16 protein-coding genes are annotated in these 17,755 nt (G+C 63.8%); 10 read left to right on the forward strand and 6 right to left on the reverse strand.

The annotated features are described in order from the left end of the window. Positions 1 to 1,020 precede the first annotated feature (1,020 nt). Positions 1,021 to 1,371, forward strand: coding sequence for a zinc ribbon domain-containing protein YjdM (locus VLA65_RS18410; protein WP_332603335.1), 351 nt, complete (start codon positions 1,021 to 1,023; stop codon positions 1,369 to 1,371). A gap of 107 nt (positions 1,372 to 1,478) precedes the next feature. Here the strand turns inward: VLA65_RS18410 and VLA65_RS18415 are convergent, their stop codons facing one another. Then, positions 1,479 to 1,925: a MarR family winged helix-turn-helix transcriptional regulator gene (locus VLA65_RS18415; protein WP_307055631.1), complete on the reverse strand. Its 447-nt coding sequence runs from the start codon at positions 1,923 to 1,925 to the stop codon at positions 1,479 to 1,481. 173 nt (positions 1,926 to 2,098) lie between these two features. Here VLA65_RS18415 and VLA65_RS18420 point away from each other — a divergent pair, with 173 nt between their 5' ends. After that, positions 2,099 to 3,274 carry an MFS transporter gene (locus VLA65_RS18420; RefSeq protein WP_332603336.1) on the forward strand — a complete coding sequence of 392 codons (1,176 nt, stop codon included), beginning with the start codon at positions 2,099 to 2,101 and terminating at the stop codon, positions 3,272 to 3,274. Positions 3,275 to 3,334: 60 nt separating this feature from the next. Here VLA65_RS18420 and VLA65_RS18425 read toward each other — a convergent pair whose 3' ends face one another. Further along, positions 3,335 to 4,225 (reverse strand): DNA-formamidopyrimidine glycosylase family protein, encoded by an 891-nt coding sequence (locus tag VLA65_RS18425; RefSeq protein WP_332603337.1) that lies wholly within the window; start codon positions 4,223 to 4,225, stop codon positions 3,335 to 3,337. A gap of 163 nt (positions 4,226 to 4,388) precedes the next feature. On the opposite strand from VLA65_RS18425, the gene gcvH reads away from it, so the two are divergent. The 5 genes from gcvH (at position 4,389) to VLA65_RS18450 (ending at position 7,470) form a co-directional block, all read left to right on the forward strand. Further along, complete coding sequence (gene gcvH / locus VLA65_RS18430; protein WP_284991596.1) at positions 4,389 to 4,775, forward strand: glycine cleavage system protein GcvH; 387 nt, start codon at positions 4,389 to 4,391, stop codon at positions 4,773 to 4,775. Positions 4,776 to 4,916: 141 nt separating this feature from the next. Further along, positions 4,917 to 5,396 carry an FHA domain-containing protein gene (locus tag VLA65_RS18435; RefSeq protein ID WP_234753790.1) on the forward strand — a complete coding sequence of 160 codons (480 nt, stop codon included), beginning with the start codon at positions 4,917 to 4,919 and terminating at the stop codon, positions 5,394 to 5,396. A gap of 20 nt (positions 5,397 to 5,416) precedes the next feature. Then, positions 5,417 to 6,133 carry a transcriptional regulator FtsR gene (gene ftsR / locus VLA65_RS18440; RefSeq protein WP_059389162.1) on the forward strand — a complete coding sequence of 239 codons (717 nt, stop codon included), beginning with the start codon at positions 5,417 to 5,419 and terminating at the stop codon, positions 6,131 to 6,133. Then, positions 6,133 to 6,636 carry a bifunctional nuclease family protein gene (locus tag VLA65_RS18445; protein ID WP_059389161.1) on the forward strand — a complete coding sequence of 168 codons (504 nt, stop codon included), beginning with the start codon at positions 6,133 to 6,135 and terminating at the stop codon, positions 6,634 to 6,636. The genes ftsR and VLA65_RS18445 overlap by 1 nt, the downstream gene beginning before the upstream one ends. A gap of 240 nt (positions 6,637 to 6,876) precedes the next feature. Then, positions 6,877 to 7,470: a MerR family transcriptional regulator gene (locus VLA65_RS18450; RefSeq protein ID WP_059389160.1), complete on the forward strand. Its 594-nt coding sequence runs from the start codon at positions 6,877 to 6,879 to the stop codon at positions 7,468 to 7,470. A gap of 112 nt (positions 7,471 to 7,582) precedes the next feature. Here VLA65_RS18450 and VLA65_RS18455 read toward each other — a convergent pair whose 3' ends face one another. Further along, positions 7,583 to 8,401 carry a ParA family protein gene (locus VLA65_RS18455; protein ID WP_284991595.1) on the reverse strand — a complete coding sequence of 273 codons (819 nt, stop codon included), beginning with the start codon at positions 8,399 to 8,401 and terminating at the stop codon, positions 7,583 to 7,585. Positions 8,402 to 8,715: 314 nt separating this feature from the next. Here VLA65_RS18455 and VLA65_RS18460 point away from each other — a divergent pair, with 314 nt between their 5' ends. Then, positions 8,716 to 12,111: a pyruvate carboxylase gene (locus VLA65_RS18460; protein ID WP_332603338.1), complete on the forward strand. Its 3,396-nt coding sequence runs from the start codon at positions 8,716 to 8,718 to the stop codon at positions 12,109 to 12,111. A gap of 100 nt (positions 12,112 to 12,211) precedes the next feature. Here VLA65_RS18460 and VLA65_RS18465 read toward each other — a convergent pair whose 3' ends face one another. Further along, a complete protein-coding gene (locus VLA65_RS18465; protein ID WP_332603339.1) occupies positions 12,212 to 14,023 on the reverse strand; it encodes an AMP-dependent synthetase/ligase in 1,812 nt (603 codons plus the stop codon). Between the two features lie 207 nt (positions 14,024 to 14,230). Here VLA65_RS18465 and VLA65_RS18470 point away from each other — a divergent pair, with 207 nt between their 5' ends. After that, positions 14,231 to 15,346 carry an ROK family glucokinase gene (locus VLA65_RS18470; RefSeq protein ID WP_284991592.1) on the forward strand — a complete coding sequence of 372 codons (1,116 nt, stop codon included), beginning with the start codon at positions 14,231 to 14,233 and terminating at the stop codon, positions 15,344 to 15,346. Between the two features lie 42 nt (positions 15,347 to 15,388). On the opposite strand, the gene VLA65_RS18475 is transcribed toward VLA65_RS18470, so the two are convergent. Together VLA65_RS18475 and VLA65_RS18480 are read right to left on the reverse strand one after the other, a co-directional pair. Further along, a complete protein-coding gene (locus tag VLA65_RS18475; RefSeq protein ID WP_284991591.1) occupies positions 15,389 to 15,931 on the reverse strand; it encodes a hypothetical protein in 543 nt (180 codons plus the stop codon). Next, complete coding sequence (locus tag VLA65_RS18480; protein WP_332603340.1) at positions 15,924 to 16,739, reverse strand: alpha/beta hydrolase; 816 nt, start codon at positions 16,737 to 16,739, stop codon at positions 15,924 to 15,926. Before VLA65_RS18480 ends, VLA65_RS18475 begins: the two co-directional genes overlap by 8 nt. 155 nt (positions 16,740 to 16,894) lie before the next feature. Between VLA65_RS18480 and VLA65_RS18485 the strand changes: the two genes are divergently transcribed. Continuing rightward, positions 16,895 to 17,698, forward strand: a complete 804-nt coding sequence (locus VLA65_RS18485) for a lysophospholipid acyltransferase family protein (RefSeq protein WP_059389157.1) — start codon at positions 16,895 to 16,897, stop codon at positions 17,696 to 17,698. Positions 17,699 to 17,755: the final 57 nt, after the last annotated feature.

Below are 17,755 nucleotides of genomic sequence, written 5' to 3' on the forward strand. Positions count from 1 at the left end.
AGAGATATGCAAGCACCCCAGCCACCCTAAGCTTCCAAAGCTTAGCTACCCCGAAATTCGCCCGCCAACACTGGGAAGCAGGCACAATCCATACACACGTTTTGTCCTATAACCCGTTGCAGTGAGTGCGGGGACTCCGCTCATCTGAAGGGATCGTCAGCGCTGGGATGTCGGATTCTGCTCAATCACTCGAATGGATAAACTTCGGACCCGCGAAATCACGGGTCCGGCAACGTCGGCGAAAAGAGTGATCCAGCAGAATCCGACGGTGTTCCCGAGATTCTCGCCCGACCTGAACATGCCGTCCTGACCTTCTTTGACGGGCCAAGGCGTTGAAACGACGTGACTCGCGGTGTCGCAAGCGCTTTCCCAAACCAAAGAAGGTCAGGATGGCGCATGCATCGAGGTGCGGAATGATCCAGCAGAATCCGGTGCACTCCGAGGAAGGCGTACTCATTTCCAAGGCCATGGGCACAGACCGCGACAGATGCAGGAGTTCGGCCATTCCCATCGAGATAGCGCGTTCAAGCGCCGGCTGCTCCTCACGGCTCCGGCCCTCTCCTGTGCCTATTTTTCGTGAAAAGGCACTCATTTTGAGGTGTTTGAGCACTTAATTTGCAGCAGGGGACAACCTGGCGGGGAATTCCATGGGTAGCTTGACGCCGAGGGCGCTTTCTAAATGGTCCTTTTTGAGATCTGTGTTTCACCACAGTTTGCGCTCGAGGTATGTATGACGCTGACAGTGACCAAGGCTTCGGCTTTGACAAGGCTTATTGGAAGCACGGAATCAAGAGTGTCGCGGCCGTTAAATTCGTGATGGACTGGCCTGGTACCTGGCAAGGAACCGATTGGACCACCACAGCTTATGGAAACAAGATCCGTTGCAAGTAAGGATTACCGGTCCTCGTACTATGGCCAATGGGTTGGAGGTACTCTCGGCTCGAAGACCGCTTACTGTCTTGGTTCCACTGTTTGTCCCTGCCGTCTACGTGTTGGACCGACCCCAACTATCATTGGACGGTGAGTGAAACCCTGCCCCCTTGCCCCGAATGCGCCAGCGAATACACCTACGAGATGGGCGCCTTGCTGGTTTGCCCCGAGTGCGCCCACGAATGGTCGCCGGTCGCGTCTGATGAAGCGGCATCAGAGTCCACGGAGATTAAGGACGCCGTGGGCAATGTGCTCGCGGACGGGGACACGGTCACTGTAATCAAGGACCTCAAGATCAAGGGGAGCGCCACGGCCATCAAGGTCGGAACCAAGGTCCGCAACATCCGCCTCGTGAACGGCGTGGGGGATCACGACATCGACTGCAAGGTGGACGGCTTCGGCCCCATGCAGCTCAAGTCCAGCGTGGTCAAGAAGGTCTGACGCGCCCCCAAAGGCAACCCCAGTCCCAAAGACAACAAAACCCCGCCGTTCCACTGGAGGAGCGGCGGGGTTCGTCGTTTCGCGACTCCCCGCACGGGAAACAAACCTCAAACCCCCTGCAGCGCCCCCAACGCCTTCACCAGCGGCTCGAGCTCCGGCACCGATTCAGCGGCCGCCAGCGATTCCGCAAGGGTTTCGTCGTGGACCGGACGAGCCGCCAGCAACAGCTTCTGGCCGGCCTCGGTAAGCTCCGTGTAGATGCCGCGCCGGTCGTCCGCGCACAGGATCCTGGTCAGCAGTGCGCGGTCTTCAAGCCGGTTCACCAAGCGCGTCGTCGCGCTGCTGGACAGTGCTGTGGCCCTAGCGAGCTGCTGCATCCTCATGTGCCAGCCATCCTGGCGGCTCAGAGCGTCCAGCACGGTGTACTCGACCACCGAGAGATCCGCGGCGGACTGCAGCGCTTTCTCCAGTGCTGCCTCGATGTTGCCGTGCAGAGCGGCGAGAGTCCGCCACCCCTGCGCGCGCACCTCAACGGCGTCGTCCTTGATGCCCATGTCTCCCGAAACTCCTGCCGATTGATGAAGAATCCAGACGCACGCAAAGTAGTTGCTTGCGCAATTACATGGCGTGTGCAACTATGTATGCAGCGTCTGCAACTAATATTCTACGGTTCTCGGCGGCGCACTTCCAGTCTCACGGGAATCCATCCCCACAAAGGAGCAACAACATGCCCGCAGGGTTGATCGCCCTTGCCCTCGGCGGATTCGGCATTGGCTTGACCGAGTTTGTCATCATGGGCCTCTTGCCCGAGATTGCCGCTGACTTCGGAGTCAGTGAAGCGGCCGCCGGCTGGTTCATCACCGGCTATGCGCTCAGCGTTGTTGTCGGCGCCCTCCTTGTGACAGCGGCCGTCACCCGCCTGCTCCGCAAGCCTGTGCTCATCGGGCTCCTCGTCCTGTTCATCGCCGGCAACTTCCTCTCCGCCATCGCGGACAGCTACCCGGCCATGCTGATAGGGCGCATTGTCGCCGCCCTCTGCCACGGCGCGTTCTTCGGTATCGGCTCAGTGGTGGCGGCCGGTTTGGTTCCGGCCCACAAGAAGGCGGGGGCCATTGCCATCATGTTCACGGGCCTCACCGCCGCCAATGTGCTGGGCGTGCCCTTCGGAACGTTCCTCGGCCAGAACTTCGGCTGGCGGTCCACGTTCTGGGCTATCACCATCATCGGCGTTGTCGCGCTCATGGGCATCGCCCTCATGGTCCCGCGCACCACGGAAGGGACCGCGACCAGCAGCCTCCGCAGCGAGCTTGGTGCATTCACGTCCGGCCAGGTGTGGCTGTCCATCGTCGTCACGATTCTCGGCTTCGGCGGCATGTTCGGCGCCTTCACCTACATCGCCTTCACCCTGACCGAGGTCTCCGGATTCGATCCGCACGCCGTCCCGTGGCTCCTCGTCCTGTTTGGGGCCGGGCTGTTCGTCGGCAATATCGCTGGCGGCAAAGCGGCCGACAAATCCATCGACAAAACCCTCATGGTCATCCTCGCGGGCCTGGCGCTGGTGCTCGTGTTCTTCGCGCTCACCGCCGCGATCCCCGCGGCCACCCTGTTCTCGCTGGCACTCATGGGCGGCTTTGGCTTCGCTACGGTCCCGGGTCTCCAGATGCGCGTCATGCACTTTGCCGCCACCGCGCCCACCCTCGCCTCCGGCGCGAACATCGGCGCCTTCAACCTGGGCAACGCCCTCGGCGCCTGGCTGGGCGGAGTCACCATCACCGTAGCGGCACTGCTCGTCATGATCGCGGCCGCGGCGGCTGCCCGGCGTGGGGGAGCGGCGCAGTCCCCTTCCGCACCGCAAGCAGCCCCCGACGTCGTTCGCGAACCTGAGGAGGCACCGGTCGCCTAGGCGAACCGCAAGGAAGCCCGCCACCTGTTTTTCAAGGACAGTGGCGGGCTTCCCCGGGGTTCAGGAGCCGTCGCTGCTGCCGCGTTTGGCCAGGATCTCGCCGTTGGTCTGGCACGTGGGACAGTACTGCAGGGAAGTCCCCACGAAGGCCACCTCCCGTACGGTGTCCCCGCAGACCGGACACGGCTCTCCGGTCCTGCCGTGCACGCGCATCGAGGCTTTCTTGGCGGGCTTCAGTTCGTCGGGCAGCTTGCCTGCGAATACCCGGGCCGCTCCCGCGAGTATGTCCTTCATCGTGGTGAAGAGGCGCTCCACCTCCTCCGGCTCCAGCGACGAAGCGTGGGCAACCGGAGACAACTTCGCTGCGTGGAGGATTTCGTCGCTATAGGCATTCCCGATACCCGCGATGAGTTTCTGGTTCTTCAGGACCCCCTTGACCTGCTGCCGCTTCGTGAGAAGCCTGCTGAACTGCTCCAATCCGAAGGCCGGATCGAGGGGATCCGGGCCGAGCTCGGCAATGCCATGGACTTCCTCGGGCTGACGAACGATGAAGAGGGCCAAACCCTTCCAGGTGCCCGTGTCGGCAAGGGTGACGTCGTAATCGTGGCCATTGTTCGAAAAGCCCAATTGCGCGGCGAAGTAGCCGGCTGTCGCGGTCGCTTCAGTGTCCGGTTGGTTGTCGGCGAACCATAGCCAGCCGGACTTCGCAAAACTGACCACCAAGTAGGCGGGCTCCGCATTGGCGCCCTGGGAAACGGCAACCATCTCGAAAACGAGGAATTTCCCCCGCCGGCCGACCGCTTCGACGGTCCGCCCGATCAGCGATTCATGGGGAATATCCGCCATTTTCAGGGCGAACGCCGATGGCAGATGGAACTGCGTGAGCCGTGCCCCGGACAGTTGCTCGTCCAGAAAGTCGGTCAAGGCGGTGATTTCGGGCAGTTCCGGCATGATCGCGCTCCTCCGACGGCGTTGCAGGACTATGCGGCTCGAGTCTGCTTCCAATCATTCCAGACACCTGTGGGGAGGGGGCATGGATGTGCTTATACTTTCAGCGGTGGCCGGATGACCGGGCCGCCGTCGTGGTCCGAAATGTCCCGATGAAAGGCGACTCATGAGCAACATTCCTGCCGATCTTTCCTACACCGCCGAACATGAATGGGTCAGTGCCCCGAATGCAGACGGCGTCGTGCGCGTCGGCATCACGGACTTCGCCCAGGATGCACTCGGCGATGTCGTGTACGCCCAGCTGCCCGAGCCCGGCACTACCGTGAAGGGCAACGACGTCGTGGGTGAAGTCGAATCCACGAAGAGCGTGAGCGACATATATGCCCCGGTCAGCGGCGAAATTATTTCCCGCAACGAGGCTCTCGACACCGACTCTGCCCTGATCAACTCGGATCCCTACGGTGACGGCTGGCTGTTCGAGGTAAAGCTTTCGGAAGCTGACGCCATCGAGACCCTTCTCAGTGCATCAGAGTACGAACAACAGGTAGGCTAAATGGTATCTGGCCCGCCAAGTCGGTTCTCCCCGGAACGCCGGGAGCGACGGCGGCGGGCCAGCGACCTGTTTGGCCCGGGGGAACCGGGCAGTTGCGTAACCGGCAGTTTTGTCAACTGCCGGCGGATGAGGAGGATTTCCATGGTTGGCGGCAAGCGGAACCACGCCCGGGACGAGCACGGTGCTGTAGAACAGCCAACCTCGGAGACCACCTCAATCCAGCTCACGCCCGTGCGCCACCACGAGCCGGATGCCCGTCCGCCGCTGGCCGCCGAGGAGCGCGCCGCGGTCCAGGCATTGCCTCCTGGATCGGCCTTGCTGATTGCGCACACCGGCCCGAATGCCGGCGCGCGGTTCCTTCTGGACTCCGACACCACCACCGCTGGCCGCCACCCGGATGCGGACATCTTCCTGGATGACGTGACGGTTTCGCGCAAGCACGTGGAGTTCGTGCGTACCCCCGAGGGCTTCGAAGTGGTGGACACCGGAAGCCTCAATGGCACCTACGTCAACCAGGACCGGGTGGACAACGTCCTGCTCAAGAACGGCAGCGAGGTCCAGATCGGGAAGTTCCGCCTCACCTACTACCTGAGCCCTGCCCGCGCAGCAGGCCAAGACTGATTCCGGGTACGCCTGTGGCACTGCCCCAGCCGGAACGGCGAGGACCGCAGGTCCTCAACATCGGGGAGGTCCTCGCCCAACTCAGCGACGATTTTCCCACCATGACGGCGTCCAAGATCCGTTTTCTTGAGGAAAAGGGACTGATCAATCCGAAGCGCACTCCTGCCGGGTACCGGCAATACGCCGAAAGCGACGTCGAGCGCCTCCGCTTCGTGCTGGCCCTCCAGCGTGACCAGTACCTGCCCCTGAAGGTCATCAAGGACTACCTTGACGCGATCGACCGTGGCGAGCGTCCCGAAAACCTCCCGCCGGGCGTGTCGGTGTCCCCACGGATTGTCTCGGACGAACTTGCGGCCGAGCTGCAGGGCCGCGCACGCGCCCTGAGCGAGGAACAGTTGCGGACGGAATCCGGGGCCAGCGTCCCGCTCTTGCAGTCCCTCCTCAGTTACGGGCTCATCAGCCACGTCAACGGCAAATTCGACGAACACGCCCTTCAAGTGGCGCGTGCCTGCGTCCAACTTGAAAGCCACGGACTTGAGCCGCGGCACCTCCGTCCGTTCCAGGCCGCGGCCGAGCGCGAATTCGGCTTGGTGGAGCGCGTCGTCGCTCCTCTGACGTCCCGCAAGGACGCGGCATCGCAATCCAGGGCTGCTGAAGCCGCCCGGGAAATCAGCGAACTCTGCCTCAGCCTGCATCGAGCCTTGGTGCAGGACCGTATCTCCCGTATGGACGCATGATGATTGAGGTCGAGATCGTTGGAGTGCGGATTGAACTGCCTTCAAACCAGCCTCTGGTCCTCCTCCGTGAGATGCACGGGGAACGCCATGTCCCTATTTGGATCGGCACGCCCGAAGCAAGCGCTATCGCCCTGGCCCAGCAAGGCGTGGTGCCGCCCCGGCCGATGACCCACGATCTGATGATCGACGTCGTTGAAGCACTCGGCCACACGATCATCAGCGTGAACATCGTCGCGGTCGAGGACAACATCTTCTACGGCCAACTCCAGTTCGACGACGGCACCGTAGTGAGTTCCCGCGCTTCCGATGCGCTGGCGCTTGCCTTGCGGGCGAAATGCCGCATCTGGTGTGCCGACGCCGTCATGGAAGAAGCCGGCGTCCGGATCACCGAACACGACGAAGGCGAAGACACCGAGCCGGGCCCCGAAGTTGACGAGGAACGGGAATTGCGCCGCTTCCGGGAGTTCCTGGACGACGTAGAGCCCGAGGATTTCGAAGGCTGAAGGTAGCCTAAGGTTAAAGTTGAGGGTGAAAGTTTCGACACGATCTGAAAATGCCCGGACGTCTTTGACCTAAGGCTCCCGCACGCCTAACGTCGAAGATATCAAGTTCCCGTTGCATACAGGTCGCGCGCAAGTCACACTGAAAGGTGCGGACGCGTTGAAATTACACGAGTGCATTTCCCCTTTCGTGTTGCCCCCGTATGCACCATCCCCAAGGGAACTTCTGACAAGGAGGGTCACGTGAGTCCCAAAGGCGAAGCAGGCGAGCTAAAGCAGGCCTCGACAGGCGTTGCTGTACCCGCAAGCGGTGCCCAGGGTCTGCTTTTCACCGAGGACCTTCCGGTCCTGGATGAAGATGCCGGCTACCGTGGTCCCACCGCGTGCAAGGCGGCGGGGATTACCTACCGCCAGCTGGATTACTGGGCACGCACAGGCCTTGTTGAACCCGCCGTGCGGGGAGCCGCCGGTTCCGGATCGCAGCGGCTCTATGGCTTCCGGGACATCCTGGTTCTCAAAGTCGTCAAGCGGCTCCTGGACACAGGCGTGTCCCTCCAACAGATCCGCACGGCCGTCGAACACTTGCGCGAACGCGGAGTGGAAGACCTGGCGCAAATCACGCTCATGAGCGATGGCGCGAGTGTCTATGAATGCACTTCAGCGGACGAGGTCATTGACCTGGTGCAAGGCGGCCAGGGCGTATTCGGCATCGCAGTGGGCCGCGTCTGGCGCGAAGTCGAAGGCAGCCTAGCTGCGCTCCCGAGCGAACACGCGGTAGAACAGCCCTTTCCGGACGACGAACTCAGCAAGCGCCGTTCCGCCCGCCGCACCGGCTGAACCGCCGTCGGGATTGCCGCCAGCGGCCACTGAAGACCAATGAAGCCGCCTTCCGACAGGAAGGCGGCTTCATCCTTTTTCGAAGGGGGTGGCTTCTGGCTCGCAGAGCCGCTCAGCGCTTACGGCGTTCCCGCGTGCCGTTGTTTGAGGACAACATGTTCTCCAGGAGCGAGTCGAACAGCTTGGCGGTGTTCTTCGCCGAGTCGCCAGGCCAGTGGTGCACGGCGTGGGCGGCCCCCTGGATTTGCTGCCAATTCGCCTGCTCCGGAATATGCGGTGCCAGCAACAGCTCGCCGAACATCGATTCCATCTCGGCGAGCCGGAACGTGTGCTCGGACGAGGCGGGACGGACCCTGTTGGCAACGATCCCTGCAGGAGCCAGCTGGGGAGCGAACTCCTGGCGGAACAATTGGATGGCGCGCATGGTGCGTTCCGTGCCGGCCACCGAGAAGAGCCCTGGTTCGGCAACAAGGACCACGCGGTCACTCGCGCTCCAGGCCATGCGGGTGAGGCCGTTGAGGGACGGCGGGCAGTCGACGAGTACCAGCTCGTACTTTTCGGCCGGGGCAAGGACAGCAGTCAGGCGGCGGAGATCGCGGCGCCCAAGATCCGGCCGGTCGTAGATTCCGGTGTAGGCGGATCCGACGGCGACGTCGAGGGCCGTCCCGCCGCCGTTGCCGCGGGGGTGGTCAACCCAGCCGCTGCTGACCACGTTGTCCAAGAGTCTCGCCTTGCGGGGGTTCTTCAGCATGCGGCCAATGTCGAGCTGGTCGCCGGCCTGGACGCCGAGGGCCGTAGTGGCGTCGGCGTGGGGATCCAGGTCCACGACAAGGGTGGGGATCCCTGCGGCCAGTGCGGCCGAGGCCAACCCAGTGGTTACGGATGTCTTGCCCACGCCGCCTTTGAGGCTGCTGATGCTGACTACTTGCACTTGAAAACCCAAAACCTAACGCCGGTTGCCGTGTCGCGGTGCTTGTGTTCCGGCCTTGCCGGAACCGGGGCCCTGCCGCTGCCCTTCAACATCATATGTTGAGTGGCAACAGATTCCTGCCTTATCGGCCCGGAGCGGCTTTGGCGGACTATTACTTCGCTGGCTTATTAGCACGTGAAACTGCATCGTGCGCGAAGGTACACTGCTCGTGACGAATTCCTGTGTGACTGTCACCACAAAGATTTGTGTTTGGGTATGGAGGTCTTACACACTGTGACCACCGACCGTTACACCCGCAATGATGCAGGAGAAGCATGTTTTCCAAGATTCTGGTGGCTAATCGCGGCGAAATCGCGATCAGGGCCTTCCGCGCTGGCTACGAACTCGGCGCCAAGACCGTAGCGGTCTTCCCGTATGAGGATCGCAATTCGATCCACCGGCAGAAGGCTGATGAGGCTTATCTGATCGGCCAGGAAGGCCATCCGGTCCGTGCGTACCTTGACGTGGACGAGATTGTCCGTGTCGCCAAGGAAGCGGGTGCAGACGCAATCTACCCGGGCTACGGATTCCTGTCCGAAAACCCGGACCTCGCCCGGGCGGCGCAAGACGCCGGCATCACGTTTGTGGGCCCGCCCGCGGAGGTGCTTGAGCTTGCCGGCAACAAGGTAGCCGCACTCGAGGCCGCCCGCAAAGCCGGTGTGCCGGTCCTGAAGTCCAGCGCACCGTCCCGCGACGTCGACGAACTCATCGCCGCGGCGGACCAGATCGGATTCCCGATCTTTGCCAAGGCCGTCGCCGGTGGCGGTGGCCGCGGCATGCGCCGGGTGGAGACCCGTGAGGACCTTCCGGAGGCACTCCAGTCGGCCATGCGCGAGGCGGACGCTGCATTCGGCGATCCCACGATGTTCCTCGAGCAGGCAGTTCTGCGTCCCCGCCACATCGAGGTCCAGATCCTGGCCGATGCCGAGGGCAATGTCATGCACCTCTTCGAGCGCGACTGCTCCCTGCAGCGCCGCCACCAGAAAGTCGTGGAAATCGCTCCGGCCCCCAACCTGGACGAGTCCATCCGCCAGGCCCTGTACCGGGATGCCGTGGCTTTCGCGAAGGCCCTGAACTACGTCAACGCCGGAACAGTCGAGTTCCTGGTGGACACCGAGGGCGAACGCGCCGGCCAGCACGTCTTCATCGAGATGAACCCGCGCATCCAGGTTGAGCACACGGTCACCGAGGAAATCACTGACGTGGACCTCGTCCAGGCGCAGATGCGCATCGCCTCGGGGGAGACCCTCGCAGACCTCGGCTTGAGCCAGGAGACGGTATTCATCAAGGGTGCAGCCCTGCAGTGCCGCATCACCACGGAAGATCCCGCCAACGGATTCCGGCCCGACGTCGGAAGGATCACCGGCTACCGTTCCGCGGGCGGCGCCGGCGTCCGTCTCGACGGCGGCACGGTCTACTCGGGTGCCGAAATCAGCCCCCACTTCGACTCCATGCTGGTCAAGCTGACCTGCCGCGGACGCGACTACCCGGCCGCAGTGGCCCGCGCCCGGCGCGGCCTGGCCGAGTTCCGGATCCGTGGCGTGTCCACCAACATCCCCTTCCTCCAGGCCGTCCTGGCCGATCCGGACTTCATTGCCGGCAACGTGGCGACCGACTTCATCGACAAGCGCCCCGAACTGCTGAAGTCCCACGTCTCCGCTGACCGCGGAACCAAGCTCCTGACCTGGCTGGCCGATGTGACGGTCAACAAGCCCAACGGCGAACTCAAGGTCCACTCGGACCCCGCAGCCAAGCTCCCGTCGATTGCCGGGACCGTTGCACCGGCCGGCTCGCGCCAGAGGCTGCAGGAGTTGGGCCCGGAAGGCTTTGCGAAGGCGCTGCGCGAGCAGCAGGCCGTGGCCGTCACGGACACCACCTTCCGCGATGCCCACCAGTCGCTCCTCGCAACCCGTGTCCGTACCCGCGACCTGGTCGCGGCCGGTCCCGCGGTCTCCGCCCTTCTGCCCGAACTGCTCTCGGTCGAAGCCTGGGGTGGTGCCACCTACGACGTCGCCCTGCGCTTCCTCGGCGAGGATCCTTGGGACCGGTTGGCCGCCCTGCGCAAGGCCCTCCCGAATGTCTGCCTTCAGATGCTGCTCCGTGGCCGCAACACGGTCGGGTACACGCCCTACCCCGAGGAAGTCACCGAGGCGTTCGTCAACGAGGCCGCGGCAACGGGCATCGACATCTTCCGCATCTTCGACGCCCTCAACGACGTCAACCAGATGGCTCCGGCCATCCGCGCGGTGCGGGCCACGGGCACAGCAGTAGCGGAGGTTGCACTCTGCTACACCGGCGATCTCCTCGACCCGAACGAGAACCTGTACACCCTCGACTACTACCTGGACCTCGCCCAGAAGATCGTCGACGCCGGTGCGCACATCCTCGCCATCAAGGACATGGCCGGACTGCTCCGCCCGGCGGCCGCAGCCAAGCTTGTCAGCGCCTTGCGTGAACGCTTCGATCTTCCGGTCCACCTGCACACGCACGACACCGCAGGCGGCCAACTGGCCACCTTGTTGGCTGCCGTGGAAGCCGGCGTGGACGCCGTCGATGTCGCATCAGCCTCCCTGGCCGGTACGACGAGCCAGCCGTCGGCGTCGGCGCTTGTGGCTGCCCTGGCACATACCCCGCGCGACACCGGGCTCAGCCTGGCCAGTGTCAGCTCCCTGGAGCCCTACTGGGAAGCGGTCCGCAGGGTCTACGCGCCGTTCGAGTCCGGGCTTCCCGGTCCCACCGGCCGGGTGTACCAGCACGAAATCCCGGGCGGCCAGCTGTCCAACCTGCGCCAGCAGGCCATCGCGCTGGGCCTTGGCGAGCGTTTCGAGGCCATTGAGGACATGTACACCGCCGCGGACCGCATTTTGGGCCGCTTGGTCAAGGTGACGCCGTCGTCCAAGGTCGTCGGCGATCTCGCGCTGCACCTCGTGGGAATCCACGCCGATCCTGCGGACTTCAACGAAAACCCACAGAACTACGACATCCCGGACTCCGTCATCGGCTTCCTGTCGGGCGAATTGGGAGATCCTCCCGGAGGATGGCCGGAGCCGTTCCGCACCAAGGCGCTCCAGGGCCGCAGCATCAAGGTCCGCGACGTCGAACTGAGCGCCGAAGACAGTGCTGCGCTCAAGGGCGATTCCAAGTCCCGCCAGAGGACCCTGAACCGGCTGCTGTTCGAGGGCCCCACAAAGGACTACCTCAAGAGCGTGGACACCTACGGCAATTTGTCGGTACTTGATACCCGCGACTACCTGTACGGCCTCCAGCTCGGTGCCGAACACGTCATGGAGCTCGAAAAAGGCGTGCGCCTGATCGCCTCCCTGGAAGCAGTCTCGGAGCCCGACGAAAAGGGCATGCGCACCGTCATGTGCAAGCTCAACGGCCAGTCACGCCCGGTGGTGGTTCGCGACAAGTCCGTTGTCAGCAACGTGAAGGCCGCGGAGAAAGCGGATGCGTCCCAGCCCGGCCAGGTAGCAGCGCCGTTCGCCGGTGCCGTGACCCTGACCGTCAAAGCAGGCGACGCCGTCAAGGCCGGCGACACGGTCGCCACCATTGAGGCGATGAAGATGGAGGCATCCATCACGACGCCGGTAGCCGGCACGGTCTCGCGCCTCGCCATCAACAACGTCGAGCAGGTCCAGGGCGGCGATCTGCTGATCGTGGTCGAGTAGCAGCCCGCTCCTCCGCGGAGCACGCAACAAAGGAAGGTCCCGGGCTGTCAAGCCCGGGACCTTCCTTTGTTGCTTTGACCGATGCGTCGGGTGCGGCCCGTCAGGATGCCTTGGGCGCCGAGTACATTTCCTCGATCACGGCGTCGAAGTCTTTCATGACCTGGGCGCGCTTGACCTTCAACGACGGCGTGAGGTGGCCTGAGGCCTCGGTGAAGTCGGACGGAACGATCCGGAACGACTTGATCGCTTCCGCATGCGAGACGGACTGGTTCGCGTGGCTGATCAGTTCCTGGACCGCTGCCCGGACGAGGGCGTTGTCCGCGGCAGCCGTCGTCGTAGTTGACGCGGGAAGGCCGTGGCGCTCCAGCCAGCCCGGCAGCGCTTCCTCGTCGAGGGTGACCAGCGCGCCGATAAAGGGCCGGTTGTCGCCGATGACAAGGACTTGGGACACCAGCGCGTCAGCACGGATCTGGTCCTCCAGCAGGGCCGGTACGACGTTCTTGCCGCTCGCTGTGACGATGATTTCCTTCTTGCGGCCTGTGATCTTCAGGAAACCCTGTTCGTCCAGTTCGCCGATGTCACCCGTGCGGAACCACCCGTCCACGAAGGTTTCCGCGGCGAGGTCATCCCGCTTGAAGTAGCCCTTCATGACGCAGACGCCCTTGGCGAGGATTTCGCCGTCGTCGGCAATCCTGACCGCGTTGCCGGGGAGCGGGGCCCCCACGGTGCCGATCTTGATCAAGGACGGCGTGTTGACTGAAATGGGTGCAGTGGTCTCTGTCAGGCCGTAACCCTCGAGGATCTGCAGGCCGATACCGTGGAAGAAATGGCCCAACCGTTCGCCGAGCGGGCCGCCACCGGAGACGGCATGGCTGACGTGGCCGCCCATTGCGGCGCGAAGCTTCCCGTACACCAAACGGTCGAAGACGGCGTGCTTGAGCCTCAGCACCAAGCCAAGGGATCCCTCCTGCTGCGCCTTGGAGTAGGCGATCGCCGTGTCCACTGCCTTGTGGAAGATGGCGCCCTTGCCGCCGTCCTCTGCCTTGGTGAGGGCAGAGTTGAAGACCTTCTCGAACACGCGGGGAACTGCCAGGATGAAGGACGGCTGGAAGCTCTGCAGGTCAGCCAGCAGGTTCTTGATATCCGGCGTGTGCGCCACCTGGGCACCGGCGGCGACGGCAAGGACCGAGATGAAGCGGGCAAAGACGTGGGCGAGCGGGAGGAACATGATGGTCTTGGCGTTCTCGTTGACGACGTCGCCGAGGGAGGCCAACGCGTTCTCCGAGAGTTCCACGAAGTTGCCGTGCGTGAGTTCGCAACCCTTGGGGCGGCCCGTGGTGCCGGAGGTGTAGATGATCGTGGCGACATCGGCCAGCACGGCGCTGCTGCGGCGCGCCTCGAGTTCCTCGTCGCTGACGCCGCTGCCGGCACTGCGGAGCGCGTCAAGTCCTCCGCCTTCGAGCTGCCAGACATGGGCGACAGAGCTGAGGCCTTCGGCCGTGACGGCCTGGCGGATGACGTCCTCGTGGTGCGCGGATTCGGCGAATGCGGCGACAGCGCCGGAGTCGCCGAGGTTCCAGGCCACTTGCGACGGCGACGAGGTTTCATAGATCGGCACGGAAATGCCGCCCGCAAACCAGATGGCGAAGTCCACGAGGGACCATTCATAACGGGTCCTGGACATGATGCCCACGCGGTCGCCCACACCGACGCCCTTGGCGATCAGGCCTTTGGCCAGGGCCGTTACATCCTTGAGGAAGTCGGTTGCCCGGATGTCCTGCCATTGGCCGGCGCTGTTGAGCTTGGCAAACAAGGCCGGGTTTGATGGTACGGCGGCCTGACGAACCACGAGGTCCGTGATGTTGGTTTCGGGGGCAACATTCACCAGGGGCGGAACACTGAATTCACGCACGATAGCTCCTTCGATATCAACAGACCATTACGGGGCTGCTCTAACTCTATATGGCCAAGTAATGGGTGTGTCGCAATTCACCTTACTCAAGTTACTGATGAGTAACTTTACGTGAAGCGTGGGATTCCGCCAATGCAGGCGTATGGGCGTTCCGTCCGTACCGCCGACATGTCAGTACATATGCGGCGCTCGGAATAGGATGGCGACATGCCACTGAATTCATCCAACGAACAGGTCCCGGCAAGAGTTCGGAAGATTTCCTGGTCCGGTTCGGCCGCAACCGGCCGGCGCCCCGGCTCCACGCACGGCGGCCTGCGCTGGGAGTCCGTGCCGTGGGCCGCGCGCCGTTCCCATCTCGGCCGCAGGGGACTGGCGATCGGGATCGACATCGGCGGCACAAAGGTGGCAGCGGGAGTCGTGGATCCTTCGGGCCGGGTGATCGAGGAAGCGCGGCGCTCCACGCCCGGCAATGACGCCCGGGCAGTAGAGCAGGTGATCGTCGAGCTTGTCCAGGAATTGGGGAGAAGCCACCGGATTGCCTCCGTGGGGATCGGCGCCGCCGGTTGGATGGATCTCGACGGCGGCACGGTGCTGTTCAGCCCGCATCTCGCCTGGCGTAACGAGCCGCTGCGCGAGAACCTTCAGAGCCTGCTGAGGCGCCCGGTACTTGTCACCAACGACGCCGATGCTGCCGCCTGGGCTGAATGGCGCTTTGGGGCCGGTCTTGGGGAGAGCCGCCTCGTCTGCATCACGCTCGGCACCGGCATCGGTGGCGCCATGGTCATGGACGGCCGAGTGGAACGTGGGCGATTCGGTGTGGCGGGGGAGTTCGGCCACCAGATCGTGGTTCCCGGCGGGCATCGCTGCGAGTGCGGCAACCGCGGATGCTGGGAGCAATATGCCTCCGGTAACGCGCTCGGCAGGGAAGCCCGGGAGCTTGCCCTCCGGAATTCACCGGTTGCCTACGAATTGCTCAAGGCTGCCGGAGGCTCCGCCGAGAACATCACGGGGGTTACCGTGACGGAGCGGGCAAAAGCCGGAGACTCCGCTTCGAGGGAGCTCCTGGAAGAAGTGGGGCATTGGCTGGGGCTCGGACTGGCGAACCTGGCGGCTGCGCTCGACCCAGGGACGTTCGTCATTGGCGGTGGGCTGTGCGATGCCGGGGAGCTTCTTGTGGGCCCTGCACGGACAGCATTCGCCCGGAACCTCACCGGCCGCGGTTTCCGTCCCGCGGCTGCGATCAAGCTTGCCGCATTGGGACCGCGGGCCGGGATGATCGGCGCTGCCGACCTGTCCCGGGTCAGCGGCAGGGCACACGGCTAGTACGGGATCAGCCGCGAGGGGATGCGCGGTGCGGCAGTCCCCTTAGACGCGGGCGCCGTCGTCGTTCTCGTCTTTTTCCTGCGGCAGCTTCATGATGAGGTACACCACGGAGGCCAGGAAGATCGCCAGGATGCCCATCACGGCAAGGAGCGGCGCCGAGCGCCAGAACATCGCGGTGAACAGCAGGGCAAGCGGGCCGCCCACGGCTCCGATCCACGCGAGCATGGTCAGCGGTTCGGTACCGGCGAGGCTCGGCGGGTCCTCCGGGACGAAGCCGTTCCCGTCCTCGACCTCGTAGTCGCGCGGACCGGGCTCCCCGCTGCCCGCGGGTTCTTCCGCAGCGCCCCTTTTGGACAATCCAAGCGGGTCGAAGTCTTGGAAGGAACGGGACGAGGAGCGGCCCGGAACCTCCTCCGGACCTGGACCCGGATCCGTTCCGGAATCGCTGCCAGTCTCCTCGGCGGTGGGCGCCTCGTCCAGGGCGGAGGAAGGCATCGACTCAAGCCTGGCTACCAAATCGAGCCAGACGGCGTCGTCGTCCTTGTTGGCACTCTGGTCGGGGGAATCGGGCCCTGGCCTATTCATGGGGTGAATCCCGGAGCTCGGTGCCGGACGGTGTGGCCCGGGCGGAACTGCTTGTCAGCCCTGCCATGGTTTTCCTGATGAACTCGGCCGAGCCCCGGAAAATCTCCAGGGCGTCGTTGTCCAGCGTGGCCACGTGGTAGCTGTTCTCCAAGGTGCTGAACTCCATCGAAGCGGTGACCCGCTCCTTCAACTGCTTGATGCTCCGTTCCGAAACCACGTGGTCCACGGAGGAACGGAACACGCGCACCGGCGCGGAAATCCGGGGGAGCAGGCTAATGGTGTCCTTGTACATCTTTTTCAATTCATGGGCGGCTGCGACCGGCGTCCTGGGGTATGCACCCTCGTCCATGCCGGGTTTGAGGATGTCGTTGGCAATGGCCGGGGTGGACTTCATGACGTGCTTGAGGATGCCGACCACGGCTGCGCGCGGATCATCGATCACCAGCCCCGGATTGACGACGACGGTACCGGCGACCGGCCGCGTAGCCGCGATCCGCAGAGCCAATGTCCCACCCATCGACAAGCCGGCGGCGAACACGAAATCGCACTCGGCCTGGAGCTCGAGGTACGCCGCATCCACCGCATGGTGCCACTCCTGCCAGTGCCGGGTGGCCATATCCTGCCACGTGGTCCCATGGCCCGGAAGCCGAGGGAGGCGGACGGCGTAGCCTTCGGCGGCCAGATACTCGGCCCAAGGGCGCATGCTGTGCGGGCTGCCCGTGAAGCCGTGGCTCATCACGACGCCGATGCTGGGTCCACTACCGGTGAAGTCGCTGGCATATGGCGAGGGATCGGGGAGAGTGTTCATGATGACTCCGAGGCTACTCTGTTGGCGGCACTGCTTTCCGTGATGAGTCCATCGTGTCACTGTTCGGGACATTTCTCACTGGAGTAGGGTGGCTTCTGAATGCGGGCCGGGACCGTCCGGACGCCTTGCAGACGCCGCCCCGGAGAGGAACCAAAGTGTTCTATTGGGTCATGAAACGGATCTTTTTGGGTCCGCTTCTCACATTGCTGTTCCGCCCCTGGGTCAAGGGCCTCGACAACGTTCCGCAGGACGGCGCAGCGATTCTCGCTTCCAACCATTTGTCCTTTTCGGACTCGATCTTCATGCCGGTGATGGTGCCCCGGCGCGTCAGTTTCCTTGCCAAGTCCGAGTACTTCACGGGTACGGGGCTCAAAGGCAGGCTTACGGCGATGTTCTTCAGGCTCACCAACCAGTTGCCAATGGACCGATCGGGCGGGGCCGCGTCCGAGTTGTCCTTGCAGGCCGGCAGGGACGTCCTGGCCGACGGTGGCCTGCTGGGTATCTACCCGGAAGGCACCCGCAGCCCCGATGCGAGGCTCTACCGGGGCAAAGTGGGGGTCGCCAAACTTGCGCTCCAAACCCGCGTGCCCGTTGTTCCCGTGGCGATGATCGGCACGGAAAAGGTGCAACCCATCGGCAAGCGTTTGCCCAACATCCGCAGGATAGGGATCATTTTCGGGCAACCATTGGACTTCAGCCAGTATTACGGCCAAGAGGAAGACCATTCCGTTCAGCGCGCCGTGACCGACCAAATCATGTACGAACTCATGCGGCTCTCGGGGCAGGAATACGTGGACGAATATGCCGCCGTCGTCAAGCAGCGGCTGGCCGGGCAGCTTCCGGAGCCCGCGAACGGAAGCGAAGCGAATCCGGCCGACGGCGGGCAAGAAAGCGGCCGTCCGCCCGGCAACGGTTCAGGGCCTGACGGTGACGGCAGCGCAGTGACCGGGAAAGTGTGACGGACGCCGAATAAGGGTTACGGAAGCCGTGCCCCGAACAGCGGGCAAGGCAACTAG

The organism is Arthrobacter sp. S2(2024), assembly GCF_036662515.1.
Lineage (GTDB): Bacteria > Actinomycetota > Actinomycetes > Actinomycetales > Micrococcaceae > Arthrobacter.